The following is a 17,897-nucleotide window of genomic DNA, read 5'->3' on the forward strand; positions in this document are numbered from 1 at the left end:
CGTGGGGTTCCTGCATCCGCCTGCCCCCTTGGGGGCAGGCGGGCCGGGCGAGCGCTTACTTGCTCGCGTTCCGCTCGTTGACTTCCTTAATGACCGCATCGGCCACCTGCCTCGGGCACGGCATGTAGTGCGAGAACTCCATGGAGAACTGGCCGCGACCGGAGGTCATGGTCCGCAGATCGCCGATATAGCCGAACATTTCCGACAGCGGCACTTCCGACTTGATGCGCACACCGGTGGCACCGGCTTCCTGGGACTTGATCATGCCGCGGCGGCGGTTGAGGTCGCCGATGACGTCACCGACATGGGACTCGGGCGTGAAGGTGTCGACCTTCATGATCGGCTCCATCAGCTGCGGTGCGCACTTCGGAATGGTCTGCCGGAACGCCGCCCTTGCCGCGATTTCGAAAGCCAGCGAAGAGGAGTCGACGGCATGGAAGCCACCGTCAGTCAGCGTGACCTTGAAATCCACGCAGGGGAAACCCGCCAGCGTGCCTTTGTCAAGCATGCTCTTGAAGCCCTTTTCCACCGCCGGCCAGTATTCGCGCGGCACGTTGCCGCCGGTCACGGTGGACTCGAACACGAAGCCAGCCCCCGGTTCGCCCGGCTCGATGACGTAGTTGATCTTGGCGTACTGACCGGAGCCGCCCGACTGCTTCTTGTGGGTGTATTCGTCCTCGACCCGCTTGGTGATGGTTTCGCGGTAGGCCACCTGGGGCTTGCCGACGATGACCTCGACGCCATGGGTGCGCTTGAGGATGTCGATCTTGATGTCGAGGTGCAGCTCGCCCATGCCCTTGAGGATGGTCTCGCCGCTTTCCTCGTCGGTGCCGACGTGGAAGGACGGGTCTTCGGCCACCATCTTGCCCAGCGCAATGCCCATCTTCTCGTTGCCGGCCTTGTCCTTGGGGGCAATGGCGATGGAGATGACCGGATCGGGGAAGACCATCGGTTCCAGGGTTGCGGGATTGTCCGGATCGCACAGGGTATGACCGGTCTGCACGTTCTTCATGCCCAGCACGGCCACGATGTCGCCGGCCTGGGCCGTATCCAGCTCCTGACGGTTGTTGGCGTGCATCTCGACGATGCGGCCGATGCGCTCGGTCTTGCCGGTGAAGGTGTTCAGTACGGTGGTACCTTTCTCCAGCTTGCCGGAATAGAGGCGCAGGAAGGTCAGCGCGCCGTAGCGGTCGTCCATGATCTTGAAGGCCAGGGCGCGCAGCGGACGGCTCGGATTGACGACCGCGAAATTGCCGGTCTCGTGGCCTTCCAGGTCGACTTCCGGCTGCGGCTTGACTTCGGTCGGGTTGGGCAGATAGTCCACCACTGCATCCAGCACCAGCTGCACGCCCTTGTTCTTGAACGAGGAGCCGCAATAGGTGGGGAAGAAGTCCATGTTGATGGTGCCCTTGCGGATCAGGCGCTTGAGGGTGTCGACATCCGGCTCTTCACCTTCCAGATACTTCTCCATGACCTCGTCGTCCTGCTCAACGGCCTTTTCGACGAGTTCGGCGCGCCATGTCTCGACATCCTCGACCATGTCGGCGGGAACGTCCTTGATCTCGTATTTCATGGGATCGCCGGAGTCGTCCCAGATCCAGGCCTTGCGGGTCAGCAGTTCGACCATGCCGACGAAGCCGTCCTCGCGGCCGATGGGCAGGGTCATCACCAGCGGGTGGGCGCCCAGGACGTCCTTGATCTGCTTGACGACGCGATAGAAATCGGCGCCGATGCGATCCAGCTTGTTGATGTAGATGACGCGGGCAACCTCGGAGTCGTTGGCATAGCGCCAGTTGGTCTCGGACTGCGGCTCGACACCGCCCGAACCGCAGAACACGCCGATACCGCCGTCCAGGACTTTCAGGGAGCGATAGACTTCGATGGTGAAGTCGACGTGACCGGGGGTGTCGATGATGTTGAACCGGTGGCCATTCCAGAAGCAGGTGGTCGCGGCGGACTGGATGGTGATACCGCGCTCGGCTTCCTGATCCATGAAGTCCATGGTCGACTCACCTTCGTGAACTTCGCCGATCCGATGAATCTTGCCGGTGAGCTTGAGAATGCGCTCGGTGGTGGTGGTCTTGCCAGCATCCACGTGGGCGAAGATGCCAATGTTTCGGTAGTGCGTCAGGTCAGTCATGGAAATGCTCTACGGGGTTGATTGCTCTAGGGCTGGAGTCTGATGACCGGGGCGCTGCGCTGCCGCTGGAATTGTGGACGGCCGGGCCCGGGGAATTCGATCATGGGCAATTCGGAACCCGGCACCGGGACCCAAATGCTGCCCATACAAAAAAGGCGCCCAAGGCACCCTGTTTTGCAAAGCCGGATCACGGCCCACTGCGCACTGCGCACTGCGGCGACTGCCTTCCGAACCCTCACGCAATGGCGTCCCCAGGGGGATTCGAACCCCCGTCGCCGCCGTGAAAGGGCGGTGTCCTAGGCCTCTAGACGATGGGGACGGAACGCATCACGTTGATGATGGTGGAGCCAGCGAGGATCGAACTCGCGACCTCTACAATGCCATTGTAGCGCTCTCCCAGCTGAGCTATGGCCCCTCAACGTTAAGCCGCATATTCTAGACAGCTTATCCCGGCCTGTCTAGTCTTTTTTTTCGATCCAGTCGATCGCACGTTCGATGCGCGCGATCGACTTCGTCTGGCCCAGGATCGCCAGCGTCCAGTCGATCGGCGGCGACACCGACGTGCCGGACACGGCAACCCGCAGTGGCTGCGCCACACCGCCCATCTTCAGACCCAGCGATTCGGCGGTGGCGGCAATGACGTCGTGGATGCTCTCCCGCACCCAGGGACGCAGGGCGGCCAGGGTATCGCGCAAATGCCTGAGACCTCGCGCGGCGTCCTCGCCCAGGTGCTTGCGGGCGGCCTTCTCGTCGTAATGCTGGAAGTCCCGGTAGAAGAACACGCTGGCCTCGGCCATCTCGACCAGCGTCTTGCAGCGCTCACGCTGCGCCTTCACGACTTCGACGGGGTCCGGGCCCTCGGTCGGGTCGATGCTCAGACGCCCAAGATGCCAGCGCAGATGATGGGCGACATGCACGGGATCGGAGTGCATCAGGTAGTGGTGGTTGAGCCACAGCAGTTTGTCGGGATTGAAGGTCGAAGCCGAATGATTGATGTCGGGCACGTCGAACGATTCGATCATCTGGTCGATGGAGAAGATTTCCTGATCGCCGTGCGACCAGCCCAGCCGCACCAGATAATTGAGCACCGCTTCCGGCAGATAGCCATCGTCGCGGTACTGCATCACGCTGACGGCGCCATGCCGCTTGGACAGGCGGGCGCCGTCGGCGCCGAGAATCATCGGCACATGCGCGTATTTCGGCAGCTCGGCACCCAGCGCCTTGAGAATGTTGATCTGGCGTGGCGTGTTGTTGACATGGTCGTCGCCGCGGATGACATGCGTGATGCGCATGTCGAGATCGTCGACCACCACCGTGAAATTGTAGGTCGGTGAACCATCCGAGCGGGCGATGATGAGATCATCCAGCTCGCTGTTGCGGACGACGATACGGCCCTTGACCAGATCGTCGATGACCACCTCGCCCTCGTCGGGATTGCGGAAACGCACGACCGGCGGCACCCCCGCCACCGGTGCCTGGCGATGGCGGCAGCGGCCGTCGTAGCGAGGTTTCTCCTTGCGGGCCATCTGCGCCTCGCGCATGGCGTCCAGCTCATCCTTGCTGCAGTAGCAATGGTAGGCCTTGCCTTCGTCGAGCAACTGCTGGATCAGCGCCTTGTAGCGATCGAAGCGATGCGTCTGATAGAACGGCCCCTCGTCGTATTCGAGCCCCAGCCAGGTCATGCCTTCGAGAATGGCATTGACGGATTCCGCGGTCGAACGCTCGAGGTCGGTGTCCTCGATACGCAAGACGAAGGTGCCGCCATGCTTGCGGGCGAACAGCCAGGAAAACAGCGCAGTGCGGGCGCCGCCGACATGCAGGTAGCCAGTCGGGCTGGGCGCGAAACGGGTACGTATGGTCATGCGGTTAAGGTCCTGAAAAACAGACGGCGCCCCGTCGGGGGCGCCGGATGAGGGAAAGCGGCAGGCGCCTGCCGAAAAGCGCGCATGTTAGCAAAGCCGGCTGCCGGCCAAGGCGGGTAAATCCGCCCGCGCTAGGCAGCCTTCTTGGATGCCGGCGTCGCCCGGGTCTGCGACCACTGGCGCAGATGCTTGATCTGCTCCTCCATCGTGCGCGACAGCGGCACCATCCGCGCCGAGGTGTAGGTGATGTCCTTCTCGTCGAAGACCCGGCCCTCCTGGAAGGCATGGATGCGCGCCGCCTTGACGGCCTGCTCGATCTCCGCGCCGCTCCAGTCCTTGGTGACAATGGACAGGAGGTTCATGTTGAAGGTGTCGGGATCGGCGCCATAAGCCTTGATGTGGATGCGGAAGATCGCGCGGCGCTCCTCGTCGGAGGGCAGATCGAGGAAGAACAGCTGATCGAAACGGCCCTTGCGGATGACCTCGGCGGGCAGCTTCTCGATGCGGTTGGCGGTGGCGACGACGAACACCTGGGCCGGCTTTTCCTGCATCCAGGTGAGGAAGCTGGAGAAAATGCTGCTGCTGCCGCCCGTGCTCCCGCCCATGCTGTCATAGCCGAAACTGTTCTCCATCTCATCGATCCACAGTACCAGCGGCGAAATATTCTCGGCGGTCCTGAGAGCGCTGTCGAAGGCGTATTCCGGCGAGCCGAAGGCACCGGACATCACCAGGTTCATGTCCAGACGCACCAGCGGCAGGTTCCAGGCACTGGCAATGACCTTGGCCGCCATGCTCTTGCCGCAGCCGCTGATGCCCATGAACAGGATGCCGGCCGGCATCGGGATGCCGGTCTGGAAGGACTGCCGGCTGAACAGGGACTTGCGGCTGAGCACCCACTCCTTGAGATTTTCAAGCCCGCCGACCTGGTCGACCTCGATGCTCTTGGAGATGAACTGGAGGCAGCCCTCCTTCTGCAGGGCAGCGGTCTTGTCGGCATAGATGTCCGGCAGGACGCTGTGCAGGTCGAAGCGGTTCTCGTGAATCCAGCCCTGGGCCAGATGCCGGACCTCGTCCAGCATCAGCCCCTTCATCGCCGTGGCACACTGCTGATACCAGGCCTCGTCGACGGCCGCCGCCTTGCCGGCCACGGCCAGCAATTCCTGCAGGTAGCCCAGCAGTTCCTGTTCGTCCGGCATGCCCATATCGACCAGCCACAGCTGCCCCTTGAGCTCATCCGGCAACAGGAGCCCCGGATGGGACATGAAGACGAAGCGGTTCTGTCCCGCCAGATCGCGGTAGAGATCCCGCAGGGCGCGCACCAGCACCGGATTGCCGGCGAACAGGGCCGGCAGATCGCGCAACAGATAGAAGCATTCCTGGTTGCTCTGGCGCAGGATACGGATCATCTCCAGCGGCTCGGACAAGGCCGCATCACCCTGGAGCCCCAGCGCCGTGCTCCAGAGCATGATCGGCCGGTCGTCGCCGTAATGAGCCCGGGAAAGCGCTGTCAGCTGACGCTCCAGCCGCTGCTCCTCGCGACTCTGTAGATAGATGAGGGGATACTGGTTGATCAGGCCCTTGACCAGGTGGGGATTCGGCTTGTCGTGCATGGGTGAATACCGGTGGCGATGAGGCTGCGTTTCCGCGCCGAAGCGTCTCATTATAATGAGCAACCGGTCACCCAGCCTGCCGCCCATGACCCCGCCCAGCGCACCGCTCTTCGACATCCCGGCGTTCCTCGACGCCCTTACCTCGCGTCCCGGCGTCTACCGCATGCTGGACGAGCGCGGCGAGGTGATTTACGTCGGCAAGGCGAAGAACCTGAAAAAGCGGGTTTCCAGCTATTTCAGCCACAAGGACTGCTCGCCCAAGCAGCAGGCCATGGTAGCCCGCATACACAGCATCGACGTGCGCGTCACGCACACCGAAGGCGAGGCGCTGTTGCTGGAAAGCCAGCTCATCAAGCAATACCGGCCGCGCTACAACATCACCCTGCGGGATGACAAGAGCTATCCATCCATCTACGTCTCCACGCACCAGCCCTTCCCGCGCCTGGCCTTTCATCGCGGCGCGAAGAGCCGGAGTGGGCGCTATTTCGGACCCTATCCCAGCGCCAGCGCCGTCCGCGAGAGCCTGAAGCTGCTGCAAAAGATCTTCCCCGTCAGGCAATGCCGCGACGCCTATTTCGAAAACCGCAGCCGCCCCTGCCTGGAGTACCAGATCGAGCGTTGCACGGCACCCTGCGTCGGGCTGATCGACGAGGCCGGCTATGCCGAGGATGTTCGGGACACGCTGATGTTTCTGGAGGGCGATGGCCGCCAGCTGGTCGACCAGCTGGCGCGGCGCATGGAAAAGGCTGCCGCCGAACTCCACTTCGAGAAGGCGGCCCGCTACCGGGACCAGATCGCCAGCCTGCGCACGCTGCTGGAAAAGCAGGCGGTGCACGGCGAGCACGGCGACCTCGACATCATCGCCTGCGCGATCCAGGGCAACGTCGCCTGCGTGCAGATGATCTTCATCCGTGGCGGCCAGCATATCGGTGACCGGAGCTTCTTCCCGCACATGCCCGAGGAACCCACGCCGGGTGCCCTGCTGCAGGCCTTCATCGGTCAGTATTACCTTGGCAAGCCGATACCAAGGGAAATCCTGGTCAATCACCCGCTCGACGATCAGTCGCTGCTGGAAACCATGCTGAGCGAGCACGCCGGTCACGCCGTGCGGGTCAGCGCGCGGCTGCGCGGCGAGCGTGCACGGCGGCTGCAGCTGGCGGTGACCAATGCCGAGAGCGCCCTCGCGACCAGACTGAGCAACCGCCAGGATCTGCACGCCCGCTTTCTGGCGCTGGGCGAGGCCCTGCACTGCCCAGCCCCGCCGAAACGGCTGGAGTGCTTCGACATCAGCCACACCCAGGGCGAGCTGACCGTCGCCTCCTGCGTGGTCTTCGACCGTCAGGGGCCGGTCAAGTCGGCCTACCGCCGTTTCAACATCGAAGGCATACAGCCCGGCGACGACTACGCCGCGCTCGCCCAGGCCGTGAGCCGGCGCTACCGGCGCATCCAGGCGGGCGAGAGCGAGCCGCCCGATATCCTGTTCATCGATGGCGGCAAAGGCCAGGTGAGTGCCGTCAGCCAGGCACTGGCCGGGATCGGGTACCCCAATATCCGCATCCTCGGCATCGCCAAGGGACCGGATCGCAAACCCGGCATGGAAGTGCTGATTCCGGCGGAATCCGGCCGACCTTTCATGCTACCCTCTCATTCCCCTGCCCTGCTGCTGATCCAGCAGATCCGGGATGAGGCGCACCGGTTCGCCATCACCGGCCACCGGCAGCGCCGGGCCAGGGCGCGTCGGCAGTCCACGCTGGAGGACATCCCCGGCCTCGGCCCCAAGCGACGCCAGCAATTGTTGCGGCAGTTTGGCGGGCTGCGGGAGATCAGCCGGGCCGGGGTCGATGCACTGGCGCGCATCGACGGCATCAGCGTGCAGCTGGCACAGCGGATTTACGACACCTTCCATGAACAGGAAACCTGAGTTTGCCTTATGGAGTTGAATCTCCCCACCTACCTGACCCTGCTGCGGATACTCCTGATCCCGGTTCTGGTGGTGCTGTTCTATCTGCCCTGGCCGCATGCGCACCTGGCCTGTGCCATTGTCTTTTCCCTGGCCGGGATCACTGACTGGCTGGACGGCTATCTCGCCCGGCGCATGGCACTCACCACCCATTTCGGCGCCTTCCTCGATCCCGTCGCCGACAAGCTTATGGTCGCCGTCACCCTGGTGCTCATCGTGCAGGCCGATCCCAGCCCATTGGTGGCTGTCGCCGCGGCCATCATCATCGGCCGTGAAATCACCATCGCCTCGCTGCGCGAATGGATGGCGGAAATCGGCGAGCGCAAGAAGGTTGCCGTCTCGGAGTTGGGCAAGTGGAAGACCACCGCCCAGATGGTCTCCATCACACTCCTGCTGCTGGGGATGGATGTCTGGCGCGAAAACCTGCAATACCTGGGGCAGTGGCTGCTGGTACTGGCGGCAGCGTTGACGCTCTGGTCGATGGTCATCTACCTGCGGGCCGCCATGCCGGCATTTTCGCGCGACATGAAGACCGTGGTTGTTGACAAGGCAAAAACAACCCCGTAGAATGCACGGCTTGTTGAGGCGGGAATAGCTCAGTTGGTAGAGCACAACCTTGCCAAGGTTGGGGTCGCGAGTTCGAGTCTCGTTTCCCGCTCCAAATGAATCATAAAAGCCGCTCCCGTAGCGGCTTTTTCATTCAGGGTGAACGAATTTCATCGCCGGGTCATCGACCAAGACTCCTGCGAATCCTCTCGCGGCGCGTTAGCAAAGCGGTTATGCAGTGGATTGCAAATCCATCCAGGGCGGTTCGACTCCGCCACGCGCCTCCATAAAATCAGTCAGTTACAGAAAAGCGATTCACAGGAATCGCTTTTTTTATGTCCAAAATCGGCGCAGCGCCTGAAACAAGCGGCCTGCTCCATCCATCCGGGGGCAATCTCGCCGACCGCTAACCGACGGGCGTCGAATCAGGGGGCGGAGGCGGAAAACTCAAGCGCTGTTCGTAAGCCAGCCGGACCAGTTCCGACGTCGACTTCACGCCGAGCTTTTCCTTGATGGTGGTAGCGTAGTTGGCCACGGTCTTGATGCCGATCCGCAATTCCTGGGCAGTGTCCCGCACGCTGTAGCCCTGGGACATGAGGCGAAAGATGTCGAATTCACGCGGGGTCAGCTGCGCGACTGGCTGTTTGTCCAGCTGCCGTGTTGCACGGGCAAAGCGCTCGCGCAGGGCGGGATCGATGAACGCCTGGCCCGTGCTGCAGGCGACGACGGCTTCGACCAGCACATCGGGCTCGCTGCTTTTGCTGATGTAGCCCCGCGCCCCGGCATCCAGCGCGCGGGAGACGTAAACGGGCTCGTCATGGATGCTGAACATCAGGATGTTCGCCTCCGGATCCCGGGCAAGGATGCGGCGAACCGCCTCCAGCCCCCCGAATCCCGGCAGGTTCATGTCCATCACCACGATATCGGGGTGGAGTTTCTGATATTTCTCGCAGGCTTCCTCCCCCGTGCTGGCCTCGCAGATCACGCTCAGCCGGGATATCTGACTCAGCAACAATTGGTAACCCGCCCGGACTACGGCATGGTCATCGACCAGCATGATAGTGACAGGATCGTTCATGGCTCTACCTCTCGACCGATAATCAGGAACTTCCGGCATGCCAGCGAGCCGGCCGGGCTGCCAGCGCGACCATTGCAGGCCCCCGCATGCCTGGGCACTCCGCCCAACCCAGCCCTTCCCCGCTGACGTCTCGGGACAGTCGCGAGGTTTCCCATGCCTGACCGCACGCTGCCACCACGGCATTCCAGACCCCCCAAGAGGCGCCTCAGGCCCGGCTGGCCGCCATCAGTCCCGCCGCAAGTCCAATGGCAGATTCAAGCAAGACCAGAGGCCAGGTTTCGCGGGCACAGCGGCAGGATTGCGGAGCTTGGCGGCAGGGGGCGTCGGCCGTCACAATCACGGATGGCAGGAATCAGGCTAAGAGAGCCATATCCAGGGGTCAAGCGGCGGGAGCCTTGCCCACCCATCTTCAGGAATTCTTCCCGGATGTTTACTGGTTACCCGAGGCGCCCTGGCCGGCGGAAAATGCCCATGATCGGGAGCATTTGAAGGTCCAGGCTGTCAGTGGCGGCTCTGACTGACGAGGAAATCATGAGAATCCACCACCTGACCCGCTCGCAACCATTGCCCATCAGCTTGGCGGAAGCCTGGCCATTCTTCTCGACGCCGCGGAATCTGGAAGCGATAACGCCGGATTTCCTGCGCTTCCGCATCACCTCCGAAGTGCCCGAGGACATTTACGCGGGCCTGATCATCACCTACCGGATCGCTGCCGTGGCCGGTATCCCCATGACCTGGGTCACCGAAATCAAGCATGTGGAACACCTGTCTCGCTTCGTCGACGAGCAGCGCCTCGGCCCCTTTCGTTTCTGGTTTCATGAACACCGCTTCCGGGCGGCGGCCGAAGGCATCGTCATGGAAGACATCGTCCACTACGCAATGCCCTGGGGCTGGCTGGGCGAGCTGATTCACTGGCTGTTCATACGGCGACGGCTGAACGCCATCTTCGACTTTCGTCGCGACTACCTGGCGAGACGCTGGGCCAAGCCGGTCAGGCACCCGGCTTGACCGCCACCAGCAGATAATTGACGCCGAGGTACGACGTCAGGCGGAACCGGCGGGTGAACGGATTCACCGCCACACCGGTCCGCTCGACCACGGACAGCCCGTCATCCTTCAGGAGTCTCTCGATTTCGTCAGGCCGGGGAAACTTTCGCCATTGATGCGTACCCCTGGGCAACCAGCGCAACATGTATTCGGCGCCGACGATGGCAGCCAGAAAGGACGCCAGCGTCCGGTTGAGGGTCGCCACGAACATGATGCCGCCCGGCCTGACCAGGCTCGCGCAGCCGCGCATGAACAACGGCAGGTCGGCGACATGCTCGACCACCTCCATGTTGAGCACCAGGTCATACATGAGCTGTCGCTGCGCCAACTGTTCGACGGTACCGCACTCGTAGCGGATATCGAGCCCCTGCGCTTGCGCGTGCCGCCCGGCAATGCGGATGTTCCGTTCGACCATATCCACCCCGTGCACCTGGGCGCCCCAATGGGCGAGGGCTTCACTGAGAAGCCCGCCACCACAGCCGATATCGAGCACGCGCAGACCGCGCAGAGGTTGTTCCGCTGATCCGACCCATCCCAGCCGGCGAATCGACAGATCACGGATGTAACCTGCCCTGAGTGCATTCATGGCATGCAGGGGCCAGAACGGACCACTGGCATCCCACCAGAGGTTGGCCAGTTTTTCGAAGCGGGCCGCTTCGGCAGGATCGACGGTGGAGAGGGGTTTCATGGTAGTTTGGTCTCGCTGAGGCTGGATGAAGTTTCGGTGCTTTCGACCGCGGCAAGCCGGTTTGTCGTCATATCAGTCAACTAGGCTAGAATGTCTGCTTTTTTGCGGATGATCGACCATGGTTCAGATCGGCATCGTCATGGGTAGCGCCAGCGACTGGGACATCATGCAACTGGCAGCCCGCCAGCTGAAGGAACTGGACATACCCTGCGAGACCCGGATCGTATCCGCCCACCGGACGCCGGACCTGCTGTTCGAATACGCGGAAACGGCCCGTGAACGGGGGCTGACCTGCATCATTGCCGGTGCAGGGGGGGCGGCGCACCTGCCCGGCATGCTGGCCGCCAAGACAACGGTGCCGGTACTCGGGGTACCGGTGCCGAGCAGGTACCTGTGTGGGGAAGACTCGCTGCTGTCGATCGTGCAGATGCCCAAGGGCGTTCCGGTCGCCACCTTCGCCATCGGCGAGGCAGGCGCCGTGAACGCGGCGCTGTTCGCTGCCGCGCTGCTGGCCAACCATGACGATGGAATACGCGAACGGTTGCAGCAGTTCCGCAACCGGCAGACACAAAGCGTGCTGGACGCCCAGCTGCCGGAAATCGATTGAGCCGCGACCACATGGGCTCCCCGACGCTCCTCTCCTGACGCCTGCGATGAAACACGCGCTGGCCAATGCCATGGCGGTCTCACGGGGAGCATTTTGCCACTGTAACCCGATGACCTAGAACGCTATTTCGCAGCCTCGCGGCGTTTGTGTAGGGTTTGCGCAGTTGTGCTTTGGCGGATCAGCTTCACCAGAAGCTAATCCGATTCGACTTGTATCCCAACAGGTCCTGGCGATCTTCCAGCGATACCCCGGCTGCCCGCAGGCGTCGGCCGGAGGTATGCCGCAGATCGTGAACCCGCCCCATCGGCAAGTCGGCCCTCTCGCGTGCCATACGCCAAGCCTCGTTGTTCATCCGTGCTAGCCGGTTCCGTTTGCCCTTCCCGTTCTGATCAGTGAAGACAGAATCGGGATACAAGCTCCGCCGGCTGTCGACGACCGAACGGGCAATGCTGCTGAGCACCACCACAGGAGTCTCAGATACCCCGTCATGCATTTCCGTGCGCCCGACATTTAAAGAATATCGTATGGCACACCAACGGGCAGATCTACGAGGCTGACAAGGTCTGGCTGCAGCGCACGGCAGGGGCAGCGTGTCGTGACACGCTGCCAGATACCTCGGCGCCGTGCCCGCTGGACCGCGTCAATCGGGTGTTCAAGGCCAGCCGCCCCACGAGCTGTGGGTGTCGGACTTACCGACGTCTCCACCTGGCAGGGCTGGCAGGTCAGTCGCACCATGCAGACTGACTTCGTGCCCCCGACGCCCCGGACCAGTCCCTGTCGCCTTGGTTCACCCTTCGGACCGGGACTCGCAATACCTGCCGATTCGCGACTCGGAGCGCCTCGCCGAAGCCGGCATTAAGCCTCGGTGGGTTGCCGGGGCGGCAGCTACGACAATGCGCTGGCCGAGTCCACCAGCGGGCGCTACAAGACCGGGGGGACGTCAAGCGGTGTTCTGGTTTATCGCCGACAACCTGACCCGGTTGATGACGTTGCCAACCTTCATCACGGTGCTCCAAGTGGCGACTGCCTGCGGCGGGGCGCGCCCGAGATTCGCCCAGCGGCGGGGTTCGGAGGCGAAAAAAGCCCCAAAAAGCCTCCAACCCGCCCTGAGCGCCAAAGCGACACCGAGCGGACTGATTTTTTGACGGGACGGGTGGGCAAGGGAAATGGTGGAGGTTTTTCCCAGCCTGTCATGGAGCATCAGGTAACGCTATGCTGGATAGCTTTTGTGTAGTGGGCACATGCGAAAATATGTGCTCACAGGATGATCAGTGCAATGGCCACCCTTAATAAACAATTGATCCACAAGGAACCAAAAAAGTCTAAATGGCTAGCTTCATACTTCCCAACGCCATGCTGGGCATCATCGGCGGCGGCCAGCTGGGCCGCATGTTCACCGTCGCCGCCCGCTCGATGGGGTATCGGATCACCGTTCTGGAACCCGATGCCGACTGCCCAGCCGGTACCTTGGCCGATGTCCACATCTGCGCGCCCTATGACGATGCCGATGCCCTGGACCGACTGGCGACAACCTGCGCGGCCGTCACCACCGAATTCGAGAACGTACCGGCCAGTTGCCTTGCCCGGCTGGCCGAGCGGGTAAAAGTCTCTCCCGCCGCCGCCAGTGTCGCCATCGCCCAGGACCGCATCGCGGAAAAACGCTTCATCGCCGGAGCGGGTCTGCGGGTGGCGCCGTATCGCGCTATTCACGGGCCGGTCGATCTCGACGCGCCGCTGGGCGACTGCCTGCCGGGCATTCTCAAACTGGCCCGCCTGGGCTACGACGGCAAGGGCCAGATTCGCGTCGGCACGGCCGAGGAAGCCCGATCGGCATTCCGCACGCTGGGCGAGAAACCATGCGTACTGGAACGCTTGCTCCCGCTCAGGACGGAGATCTCGGTCATCGTCGCGCGCACCGGTCCCGGCGAGGAAACCTGCTTTCCGGTGGCGGAAAACCGGCACGAAGGCGGCATCCTCGATGTCAGCATCGTTCCGGCGCGCATTGCACCGGCCGTGGCGGAACAGGCACGTGTCATGGCCCTGCGGCTGGCCGAGGCGATGGACTACATCGGCGTACTGGCGGTGGAGTTTTTCGTGCTGGATGACGACAGCCTAGTCATCAACGAAATTGCGCCCCGTCCCCACAACAGCGGGCACTACACGCTGGATGCCACGCTCACCAGCCAGTTCGAGCAGCAGGTGCGCACGCTCTGCGGCCTGCCGCCAGGCGACACCCGCCTGCTGAGTCCGGCCGTGATGGTCAACCTGCTCGGCGACATCTGGCAGGACGGCGAACCCGCCTGGGATCGACTGCTGAGCCAGCCGAATGTCCTGCTCCACCTGTATGGCAAGAAGTCGGCCCGCATTGGCCGCAAGATGGGCCATTTCAACGTGCTGGCGGAAGATACCGATGCGGCGCTGCACCAGGCGGATGACCTGAAATCGTCGCTGCGGCGGAATCGGGCGACAGCATCCGGTTCGCCGTCACCCTCGGAAAGCTGAGACATTCCCCGCCTTAGGGGGCGGCGCATCCACTTGCCCGGCCTGGCCTGCCGCGTGCTCTCAGAGCGCCTCGGACATGCGGGTCTCGTCGACGAAACGCTCGCTGGCATCGTCAAGCGAGCGCCCGCGCCGCCCCAGGTTCCTGTGCACATACAGGGTTTTTTGCCGGATGCGCTCCTCGGAGGGCGCCGGCGGCAGTGACATCTCGTACTTGACTGGCTGCCGGTGGTCCGCCAGTTGCAACTCGGGGTTGAAGACGCTGTTGAATTTCCACAGGCTGCGCAGGAAATTGGTCTGCCCGTGCAACAGGTGGCCACCGAGGATTTTCAGGGTGTCACGCACCGCAGCCCAGCCCATGTGTTTCTTGAACAGCACCTGCTGGGTCTTGACCAGTTCCGCATAGAACTCCGGCAGGGGCAGACGGGTCGGCAGCACCGCATGCTGAATGTCGAACAGCCGGTAATCGCGGGTGGTCAGCTTGCGCGATTCGGTAAGCCAGGATTCGGTGCCGGGATAGGGCGTGTTGACACTGATGTTGACGATCTCGGGGATTTCCATGCACCACTGGCGGATGACCTCGAAACGGTCGCGGTCCCAGTCCGGATCGGCGATGATGTTGATGGCCACCGTGATCCCCAGCGAGCGGGCGAATGCCAGTGCCTCGAAGTTCCGGCCCAGGCTGACCCGCTTGCGGAATTTCTGCAGCCCCTCCTCGTCGATGGCCTCGACCCCGAGAAACATGTATTCCATGCCGAGCTGCTTCCAGAACCTGAACACCTCCTTGTTGCGCAGCAACACATCGCCCCGGGTCTCCAGATAGTAGCTCTTCCTGATGCCATGGCGAGCGATGGCCTCGCCGATCTCGAAGCCGTGCTTGTCCTGGATGAAGGCCACATCGTCAACGATGAAGATACCGGGCTCGCGGATACGTTGCAGATCCTCGATCACCCGCTCGGTCTCCAGCACCCGGTAGCTGCGGCCGTAGAAGGTCCAAGCGCTGCAGAAGGAACAGTCCCAAGGGCAGCCACGCGAGAATTCGATGGAGGCACAGGGGTCCAGTGTGCCGATGAAGTACTTGCGGCGGTTGCGCAGCAGGTCGCGGGCAGGCCCAATGTCGTTCAGGTTCTCGACAAACCGGGGGGGTGGGCCTTCCCCCTCCAGCGTCACGGCACCAGGAATCTGGGCGATGGCTGTCCGGTCCTCTTCCAGCGCCTCGAACAGGGCCGTGACACCCGATTCTCCCTCACCCCGGATCACGCAGTCGATCAGGCCTTCACCATGATTGAGAAGGTCATGGGCAATAAAGGAGGCACTGTGACCGCCAACGAAAATGAAGCAGCCCGGTTGGCGCTGCTTCAGCGCCTTGGCCAGGTCCACCACCTCCGGAACATTGGCCAGATAGTTCAGGGAGAAGCCGACGACATCCGGTGCATAATCGTCGAACAGCCTGAACAGCGCCGCCAGAGGTTCCGCCTGCAGGTCGATGAGCCGCACATCATGCCCGCGACACCGCACGGTCTCGCAGACCAGTTCCAGCCCCAAGGGCTCCAGCCGCAGAAAGATCTTCGTGTACATCAGCGGACTGGGATGAACGGCCAAAAATTTCATGAATGCGACCTCGCTGGAAAGGTTCGGTTGGCGATGAAATTATCCCCGTTTGCGGAGAGAAACCCATAGATTTAGCCGTTGGCATGGGCGTGCCGATACGGCCTGACTTCGCGGGGCAGCGGACGAAAGCCGCCCGCATCGGACCGCTGCCCACCCGGTTGAGGGCAGGCGCGAATACCGCAAAGGTGCTGCGTCGAGCCGGCGGCGCGACAGGATTCCGTCCCCGCCACAGCCCCCAGCAGGAACATCGATCCGTGCCATCTACAGCAACAGCGCGCTGAAGGCCAACACCAGCGCCGGTGGCGTCAGGGTGCCCCAGTGCGCCAGTGCCCAAGAGCGAAACGCCCGCAAAGCCTCGCCCCAGGAGCAGAAGCGAGCCCGGAACGCCCGGCGGGCAAAGCACCAGATGCAGGCCGCCAGCATCATGAAGATCATGAAGCCGACCCATGCGGTATACATCTGCGCGGTATGGCCCTCCACATGAAAGAGGGCCTCCAGCAGGTGCTCCAGCCCCAGTTCCAGCACCTCGATCAGAATGTGCAATATGTGCAGGATGGTGCCCAGGATGACGCCCCCGAACAGCCAGAAGACCAGCATCAGCAGGGAGTAGACGACAGCTGGGGACCGCCAGAGCCGCTGTGTTGCCCGGCTGCCGGATTCCCGCCGGCGTGGCAGGCCGACAGGGTGAAACGTGCGTGGGTATCTCATGTGACATCCTCCTCATCGCTCACAACTGGAAGGTATCGAGAAAACCAGCTCCGCCGGCCGGGGCATCAGGCCACGTCGGCGTACTCGTAGATGGGGCTGAGCTGACTGCCCGGCGGCAGGCTGATGAGCTCCTTGATGATCCCATCCTGCAAGCCGTAAACCCAGCCATGCAGTATCGGCCGGCGATCCTGGTTCCAGGCGCCTTGGATGATGGAGGTATGTGCCAGATTGTAAATCTGCTCGATGACGTTCAGCTCGACCAGGCGATGGACACGCGCATCCTCCGAGCCCAGGGCGTCCAGTTCCCCTTCGTGCAGCCGATAGATATCCTTGATGTGCTTGAGCCACTTGTTGACCATCAGCAGGTTGGGATTCTGTTTCTTCAGGGAGGCGCGGATGCCACCACAGTTGTAGTGGCCACAGACGATGACATGGTTGACCTTCAGTACATCAACCGCGTACTGCAGCACACTGAGGCTGTTGAAATCGGTCGTGATAACTTGGTTGGCGATGTTGCGGTGGACAAAGATCTCGCCTGGCTGGGCATTGACAACGATCTCGGACGGCACCCGGCTGTCCGAACAGCCGATCCAGAGAACTTCCGGCTTTTGCACATCGGCAAGACGGCTGAAGAAGTTGGGATCAGCGAGCACCATATCCTGCGCCCAAGCCTTGTTCTCGAGCAGTAATTTTTCGAAGGTTTTCACTGGCGGCTCCTGGACTGTCTGAAGAGAATCGACGCGACATTACGTATTGCGTCGAAACCATTAAATCATGCCAACCGGCTCTCCACAACCAGCCACCGGCAAAAAAAACCACTTTCTGGATCAGAATGGTTCATTTGAACCTAATTGGCGAGATAAGCTTCCGGGAGCGCCACAGCTGTCCGCGGGGCAGTGCGCATGGGATTCGTGGAGCAAAACCTCTATACGCGGGACTGGCAGATGGTGGGAGACAAGCCCCGGCGCTTGTCAAAAAAGTTGTCGCATCGAGCTAGATCGCTTTTGACGCCGGCACCGTCGAGACGGTCGGCGTCTTGACGGGATTCAGCCAGACCTCCCCGATCGGCACCCAAATTCCGGATGTTCCGGCTCCAGCGGGCGCGAGCCGCGGCGTAGACCTGCTCGCGCGCTGCCCGGGGCGTGACGGGCTTGGCGCTCGGCGGGCATCACAGAACGGAGCGCGCTGTGGCGGTGCTGCTGGTGATACCCGCGCACGAAGTCCAGGGTCCATTCCCGCGCGGCGTTGAAGCTGTCGAAGTCGCCGTGCGGGTAGTCCGGCCGGTATTGGCAGGTGCGGAACCAGGCCTCGGAAAAAGCCTTGTCGTCGCTGACCCGCGGCCGGCTGTAGGAGGCCGCCATACCCAAGGCCTCCAGCGTAGCCCGCAGGGTGCTGCCTTGCTGCGGACGGCGTTGTCGGCCTGCAGGACCTTGAGCTGACCTGCGCAGCCTTCGGCCAGGACCGCCCGGCGCAGCACCTTCGCACCGTACTCGGCGGATTACCGTTCGTCGATCTCCCAGCCCACAATCTTGCGGCTGTAG

The 17,897-nt window shown here is 62.6% G+C and carries 14 protein-coding genes, 4 tRNA genes and 1 pseudogene; 8 read left to right on the forward strand and 11 right to left on the reverse strand.

What is annotated here, in order from left to right:
- Positions 1 to 55 precede the first annotated feature (55 nt).
- From fusA to ACYQ1H_RS05990, 5 genes are all read right to left on the reverse strand, one after another.
- Positions 56 to 2,140, reverse strand: a complete 2,085-nt coding sequence (fusA, locus tag ACYQ1H_RS05970; RefSeq protein ID WP_460027130.1) for an elongation factor G — start codon at positions 2,138 to 2,140, stop codon at positions 56 to 58.
- Between the two features lie 243 nt (positions 2,141 to 2,383).
- Positions 2,384 to 2,459: transfer RNA gene (locus ACYQ1H_RS05975), tRNA-Glu, on the reverse strand.
- Positions 2,460 to 2,479: 20 nt separating this feature from the next.
- Positions 2,480 to 2,555 (reverse strand) — tRNA-Ala (locus tag ACYQ1H_RS05980).
- 43 nt (positions 2,556 to 2,598) lie between these two features.
- Positions 2,599 to 4,002 (reverse strand): glutamate--tRNA ligase, encoded by a 1,404-nt coding sequence (gene gltX, locus ACYQ1H_RS05985; RefSeq protein WP_460027131.1) that lies wholly within the window; start codon positions 4,000 to 4,002, stop codon positions 2,599 to 2,601.
- Between the two features lie 131 nt (positions 4,003 to 4,133).
- Complete coding sequence (locus tag ACYQ1H_RS05990) at positions 4,134 to 5,612, reverse strand: AAA family ATPase (protein WP_460027132.1); 1,479 nt, start codon at positions 5,610 to 5,612, stop codon at positions 4,134 to 4,136.
- Positions 5,613 to 5,697: 85 nt separating this feature from the next.
- Here ACYQ1H_RS05990 and uvrC point away from each other — a divergent pair, with 85 nt between their 5' ends.
- The 4 genes from uvrC to ACYQ1H_RS06010 all read left to right on the forward strand — a co-directional run bounded on the left by uvrC (position 5,698) and on the right by ACYQ1H_RS06010 (position 8,405).
- Positions 5,698 to 7,533 (forward strand): excinuclease ABC subunit UvrC, encoded by a 1,836-nt coding sequence (gene uvrC, locus ACYQ1H_RS05995; RefSeq protein ID WP_460027133.1) that lies wholly within the window; start codon positions 5,698 to 5,700, stop codon positions 7,531 to 7,533.
- A 9-nt stretch (positions 7,534 to 7,542) separates the two neighbouring features.
- Positions 7,543 to 8,139 (forward strand): CDP-diacylglycerol--glycerol-3-phosphate 3-phosphatidyltransferase, encoded by a 597-nt coding sequence (pgsA, locus tag ACYQ1H_RS06000; RefSeq protein ID WP_460027134.1) that lies wholly within the window; start codon positions 7,543 to 7,545, stop codon positions 8,137 to 8,139.
- Positions 8,140 to 8,157: 18 nt separating this feature from the next.
- Positions 8,158 to 8,233 (forward strand) — tRNA-Gly (locus tag ACYQ1H_RS06005).
- A gap of 98 nt (positions 8,234 to 8,331) precedes the next feature.
- Positions 8,332 to 8,405 (forward strand) — tRNA-Cys (locus ACYQ1H_RS06010).
- 119 nt (positions 8,406 to 8,524) lie between these two features.
- Here ACYQ1H_RS06010 and ACYQ1H_RS06015 read toward each other — a convergent pair.
- Positions 8,525 to 9,196, reverse strand: coding sequence for a response regulator (locus tag ACYQ1H_RS06015; RefSeq protein WP_460027135.1), 672 nt, complete (start codon positions 9,194 to 9,196; stop codon positions 8,525 to 8,527).
- A gap of 531 nt (positions 9,197 to 9,727) precedes the next feature.
- On the opposite strand from ACYQ1H_RS06015, the gene ACYQ1H_RS06020 reads away from it, so the two are divergent.
- Positions 9,728 to 10,204, forward strand: a complete 477-nt coding sequence (locus ACYQ1H_RS06020) for an SRPBCC family protein (protein ID WP_460027136.1) — start codon at positions 9,728 to 9,730, stop codon at positions 10,202 to 10,204.
- Here ACYQ1H_RS06020 and ubiG read toward each other — a convergent pair.
- Positions 10,188 to 10,931: a bifunctional 2-polyprenyl-6-hydroxyphenol methylase/3-demethylubiquinol 3-O-methyltransferase UbiG gene (gene ubiG, locus ACYQ1H_RS06025; RefSeq protein WP_460027137.1), complete on the reverse strand. Its 744-nt coding sequence runs from the start codon at positions 10,929 to 10,931 to the stop codon at positions 10,188 to 10,190. The two genes, ACYQ1H_RS06020 and ubiG, sit on opposite strands and share 17 nt — an antisense overlap.
- Before the next feature lie 118 nt (positions 10,932 to 11,049).
- Here ubiG and purE point away from each other — a divergent pair, with 118 nt between their 5' ends.
- The 3 genes and pseudogenes from purE to ACYQ1H_RS06040 all read left to right on the forward strand — a co-directional run bounded on the left by purE (position 11,050) and on the right by ACYQ1H_RS06040 (position 14,040).
- Positions 11,050 to 11,538 (forward strand): 5-(carboxyamino)imidazole ribonucleotide mutase, encoded by a 489-nt coding sequence (gene purE, locus ACYQ1H_RS06030; protein WP_460027138.1) that lies wholly within the window; start codon positions 11,050 to 11,052, stop codon positions 11,536 to 11,538.
- 522 nt (positions 11,539 to 12,060) lie between these two features.
- Positions 12,061 to 12,469: pseudogene (locus ACYQ1H_RS06035) on the forward strand (transposase domain-containing protein); the annotation flags it as partial.
- A 395-nt stretch (positions 12,470 to 12,864) separates the two neighbouring features.
- A complete protein-coding gene (locus tag ACYQ1H_RS06040; protein ID WP_460027139.1) occupies positions 12,865 to 14,040 on the forward strand; it encodes a 5-(carboxyamino)imidazole ribonucleotide synthase in 1,176 nt (391 codons plus the stop codon).
- 60 nt (positions 14,041 to 14,100) lie between these two features.
- On the opposite strand, the gene hpnR is transcribed toward ACYQ1H_RS06040, so the two are convergent.
- The 4 genes from hpnR to ACYQ1H_RS06060 form a co-directional block, all read right to left on the reverse strand.
- A complete protein-coding gene (hpnR, locus tag ACYQ1H_RS06045) occupies positions 14,101 to 15,648 on the reverse strand; it encodes a hopanoid C-3 methylase HpnR (protein ID WP_460027140.1) in 1,548 nt (515 codons plus the stop codon).
- 261 nt (positions 15,649 to 15,909) lie between these two features.
- Positions 15,910 to 16,356 carry a hypothetical protein gene (locus ACYQ1H_RS06050; protein WP_460027141.1) on the reverse strand — a complete coding sequence of 149 codons (447 nt, stop codon included), beginning with the start codon at positions 16,354 to 16,356 and terminating at the stop codon, positions 15,910 to 15,912.
- A 65-nt stretch (positions 16,357 to 16,421) separates the two neighbouring features.
- Positions 16,422 to 17,063 (reverse strand): carbonic anhydrase, encoded by a 642-nt coding sequence (locus ACYQ1H_RS06055; protein WP_460027142.1) that lies wholly within the window; start codon positions 17,061 to 17,063, stop codon positions 16,422 to 16,424.
- A 339-nt stretch (positions 17,064 to 17,402) separates the two neighbouring features.
- Positions 17,403 to 17,717 carry an integrase core domain-containing protein gene (locus ACYQ1H_RS06060; RefSeq protein ID WP_460027143.1) on the reverse strand — a complete coding sequence of 105 codons (315 nt, stop codon included), beginning with the start codon at positions 17,715 to 17,717 and terminating at the stop codon, positions 17,403 to 17,405.
- Positions 17,718 to 17,897: the final 180 nt, after the last annotated feature.

The sequence above is a fragment of the Methyloparacoccus murrellii genome (assembly GCF_054657115.1).

What these genes read in the sequence shown, in the direction of transcription:
- hpnR (WP_460027140.1), bottom strand. Translation starts at nt 15,648, where the DNA reads ATGAAATTTTTGGCCGTTCATCCCAGTCCGCTGATGTACACGAAGATC.
- pgsA (WP_460027134.1), top strand. Translation starts at nt 7,543, where the DNA reads ATGGAGTTGAATCTCCCCACCTACCTGACCCTGCTGCGGATACTCCTG.
- ACYQ1H_RS06040 (WP_460027139.1), top strand. Translation starts at nt 12,865, where the DNA reads ATGGCTAGCTTCATACTTCCCAACGCCATGCTGGGCATCATCGGCGGC.
- ACYQ1H_RS05990 (WP_460027132.1), bottom strand. Translation starts at nt 5,612, where the DNA reads ATGCACGACAAGCCGAATCCCCACCTGGTCAAGGGCCTGATCAACCAG.
- fusA (WP_460027130.1), bottom strand. Translation starts at nt 2,140, where the DNA reads ATGACTGACCTGACGCACTACCGAAACATTGGCATCTTCGCCCACGTG.
- ACYQ1H_RS06060 (WP_460027143.1), bottom strand. Translation starts at nt 17,717, where the DNA reads ATGGCGGCCTCCTACAGCCGGCCGCGGGTCAGCGACGACAAGGCTTTT.
- ubiG (WP_460027137.1), bottom strand. Translation starts at nt 10,931, where the DNA reads ATGAAACCCCTCTCCACCGTCGATCCTGCCGAAGCGGCCCGCTTCGAA.
- uvrC (WP_460027133.1), top strand. Translation starts at nt 5,698, where the DNA reads ATGACCCCGCCCAGCGCACCGCTCTTCGACATCCCGGCGTTCCTCGAC.
- gltX (WP_460027131.1), bottom strand. Translation starts at nt 4,002, where the DNA reads ATGACCATACGTACCCGTTTCGCGCCCAGCCCGACTGGCTACCTGCAT.
- ACYQ1H_RS06020 (WP_460027136.1), top strand. Translation starts at nt 9,728, where the DNA reads ATGAGAATCCACCACCTGACCCGCTCGCAACCATTGCCCATCAGCTTG.
- ACYQ1H_RS06015 (WP_460027135.1), bottom strand. Translation starts at nt 9,196, where the DNA reads ATGAACGATCCTGTCACTATCATGCTGGTCGATGACCATGCCGTAGTC.
- ACYQ1H_RS06050 (WP_460027141.1), bottom strand. Translation starts at nt 16,356, where the DNA reads ATGAGATACCCACGCACGTTTCACCCTGTCGGCCTGCCACGCCGGCGG.
- purE (WP_460027138.1), top strand. Translation starts at nt 11,050, where the DNA reads ATGGTTCAGATCGGCATCGTCATGGGTAGCGCCAGCGACTGGGACATC.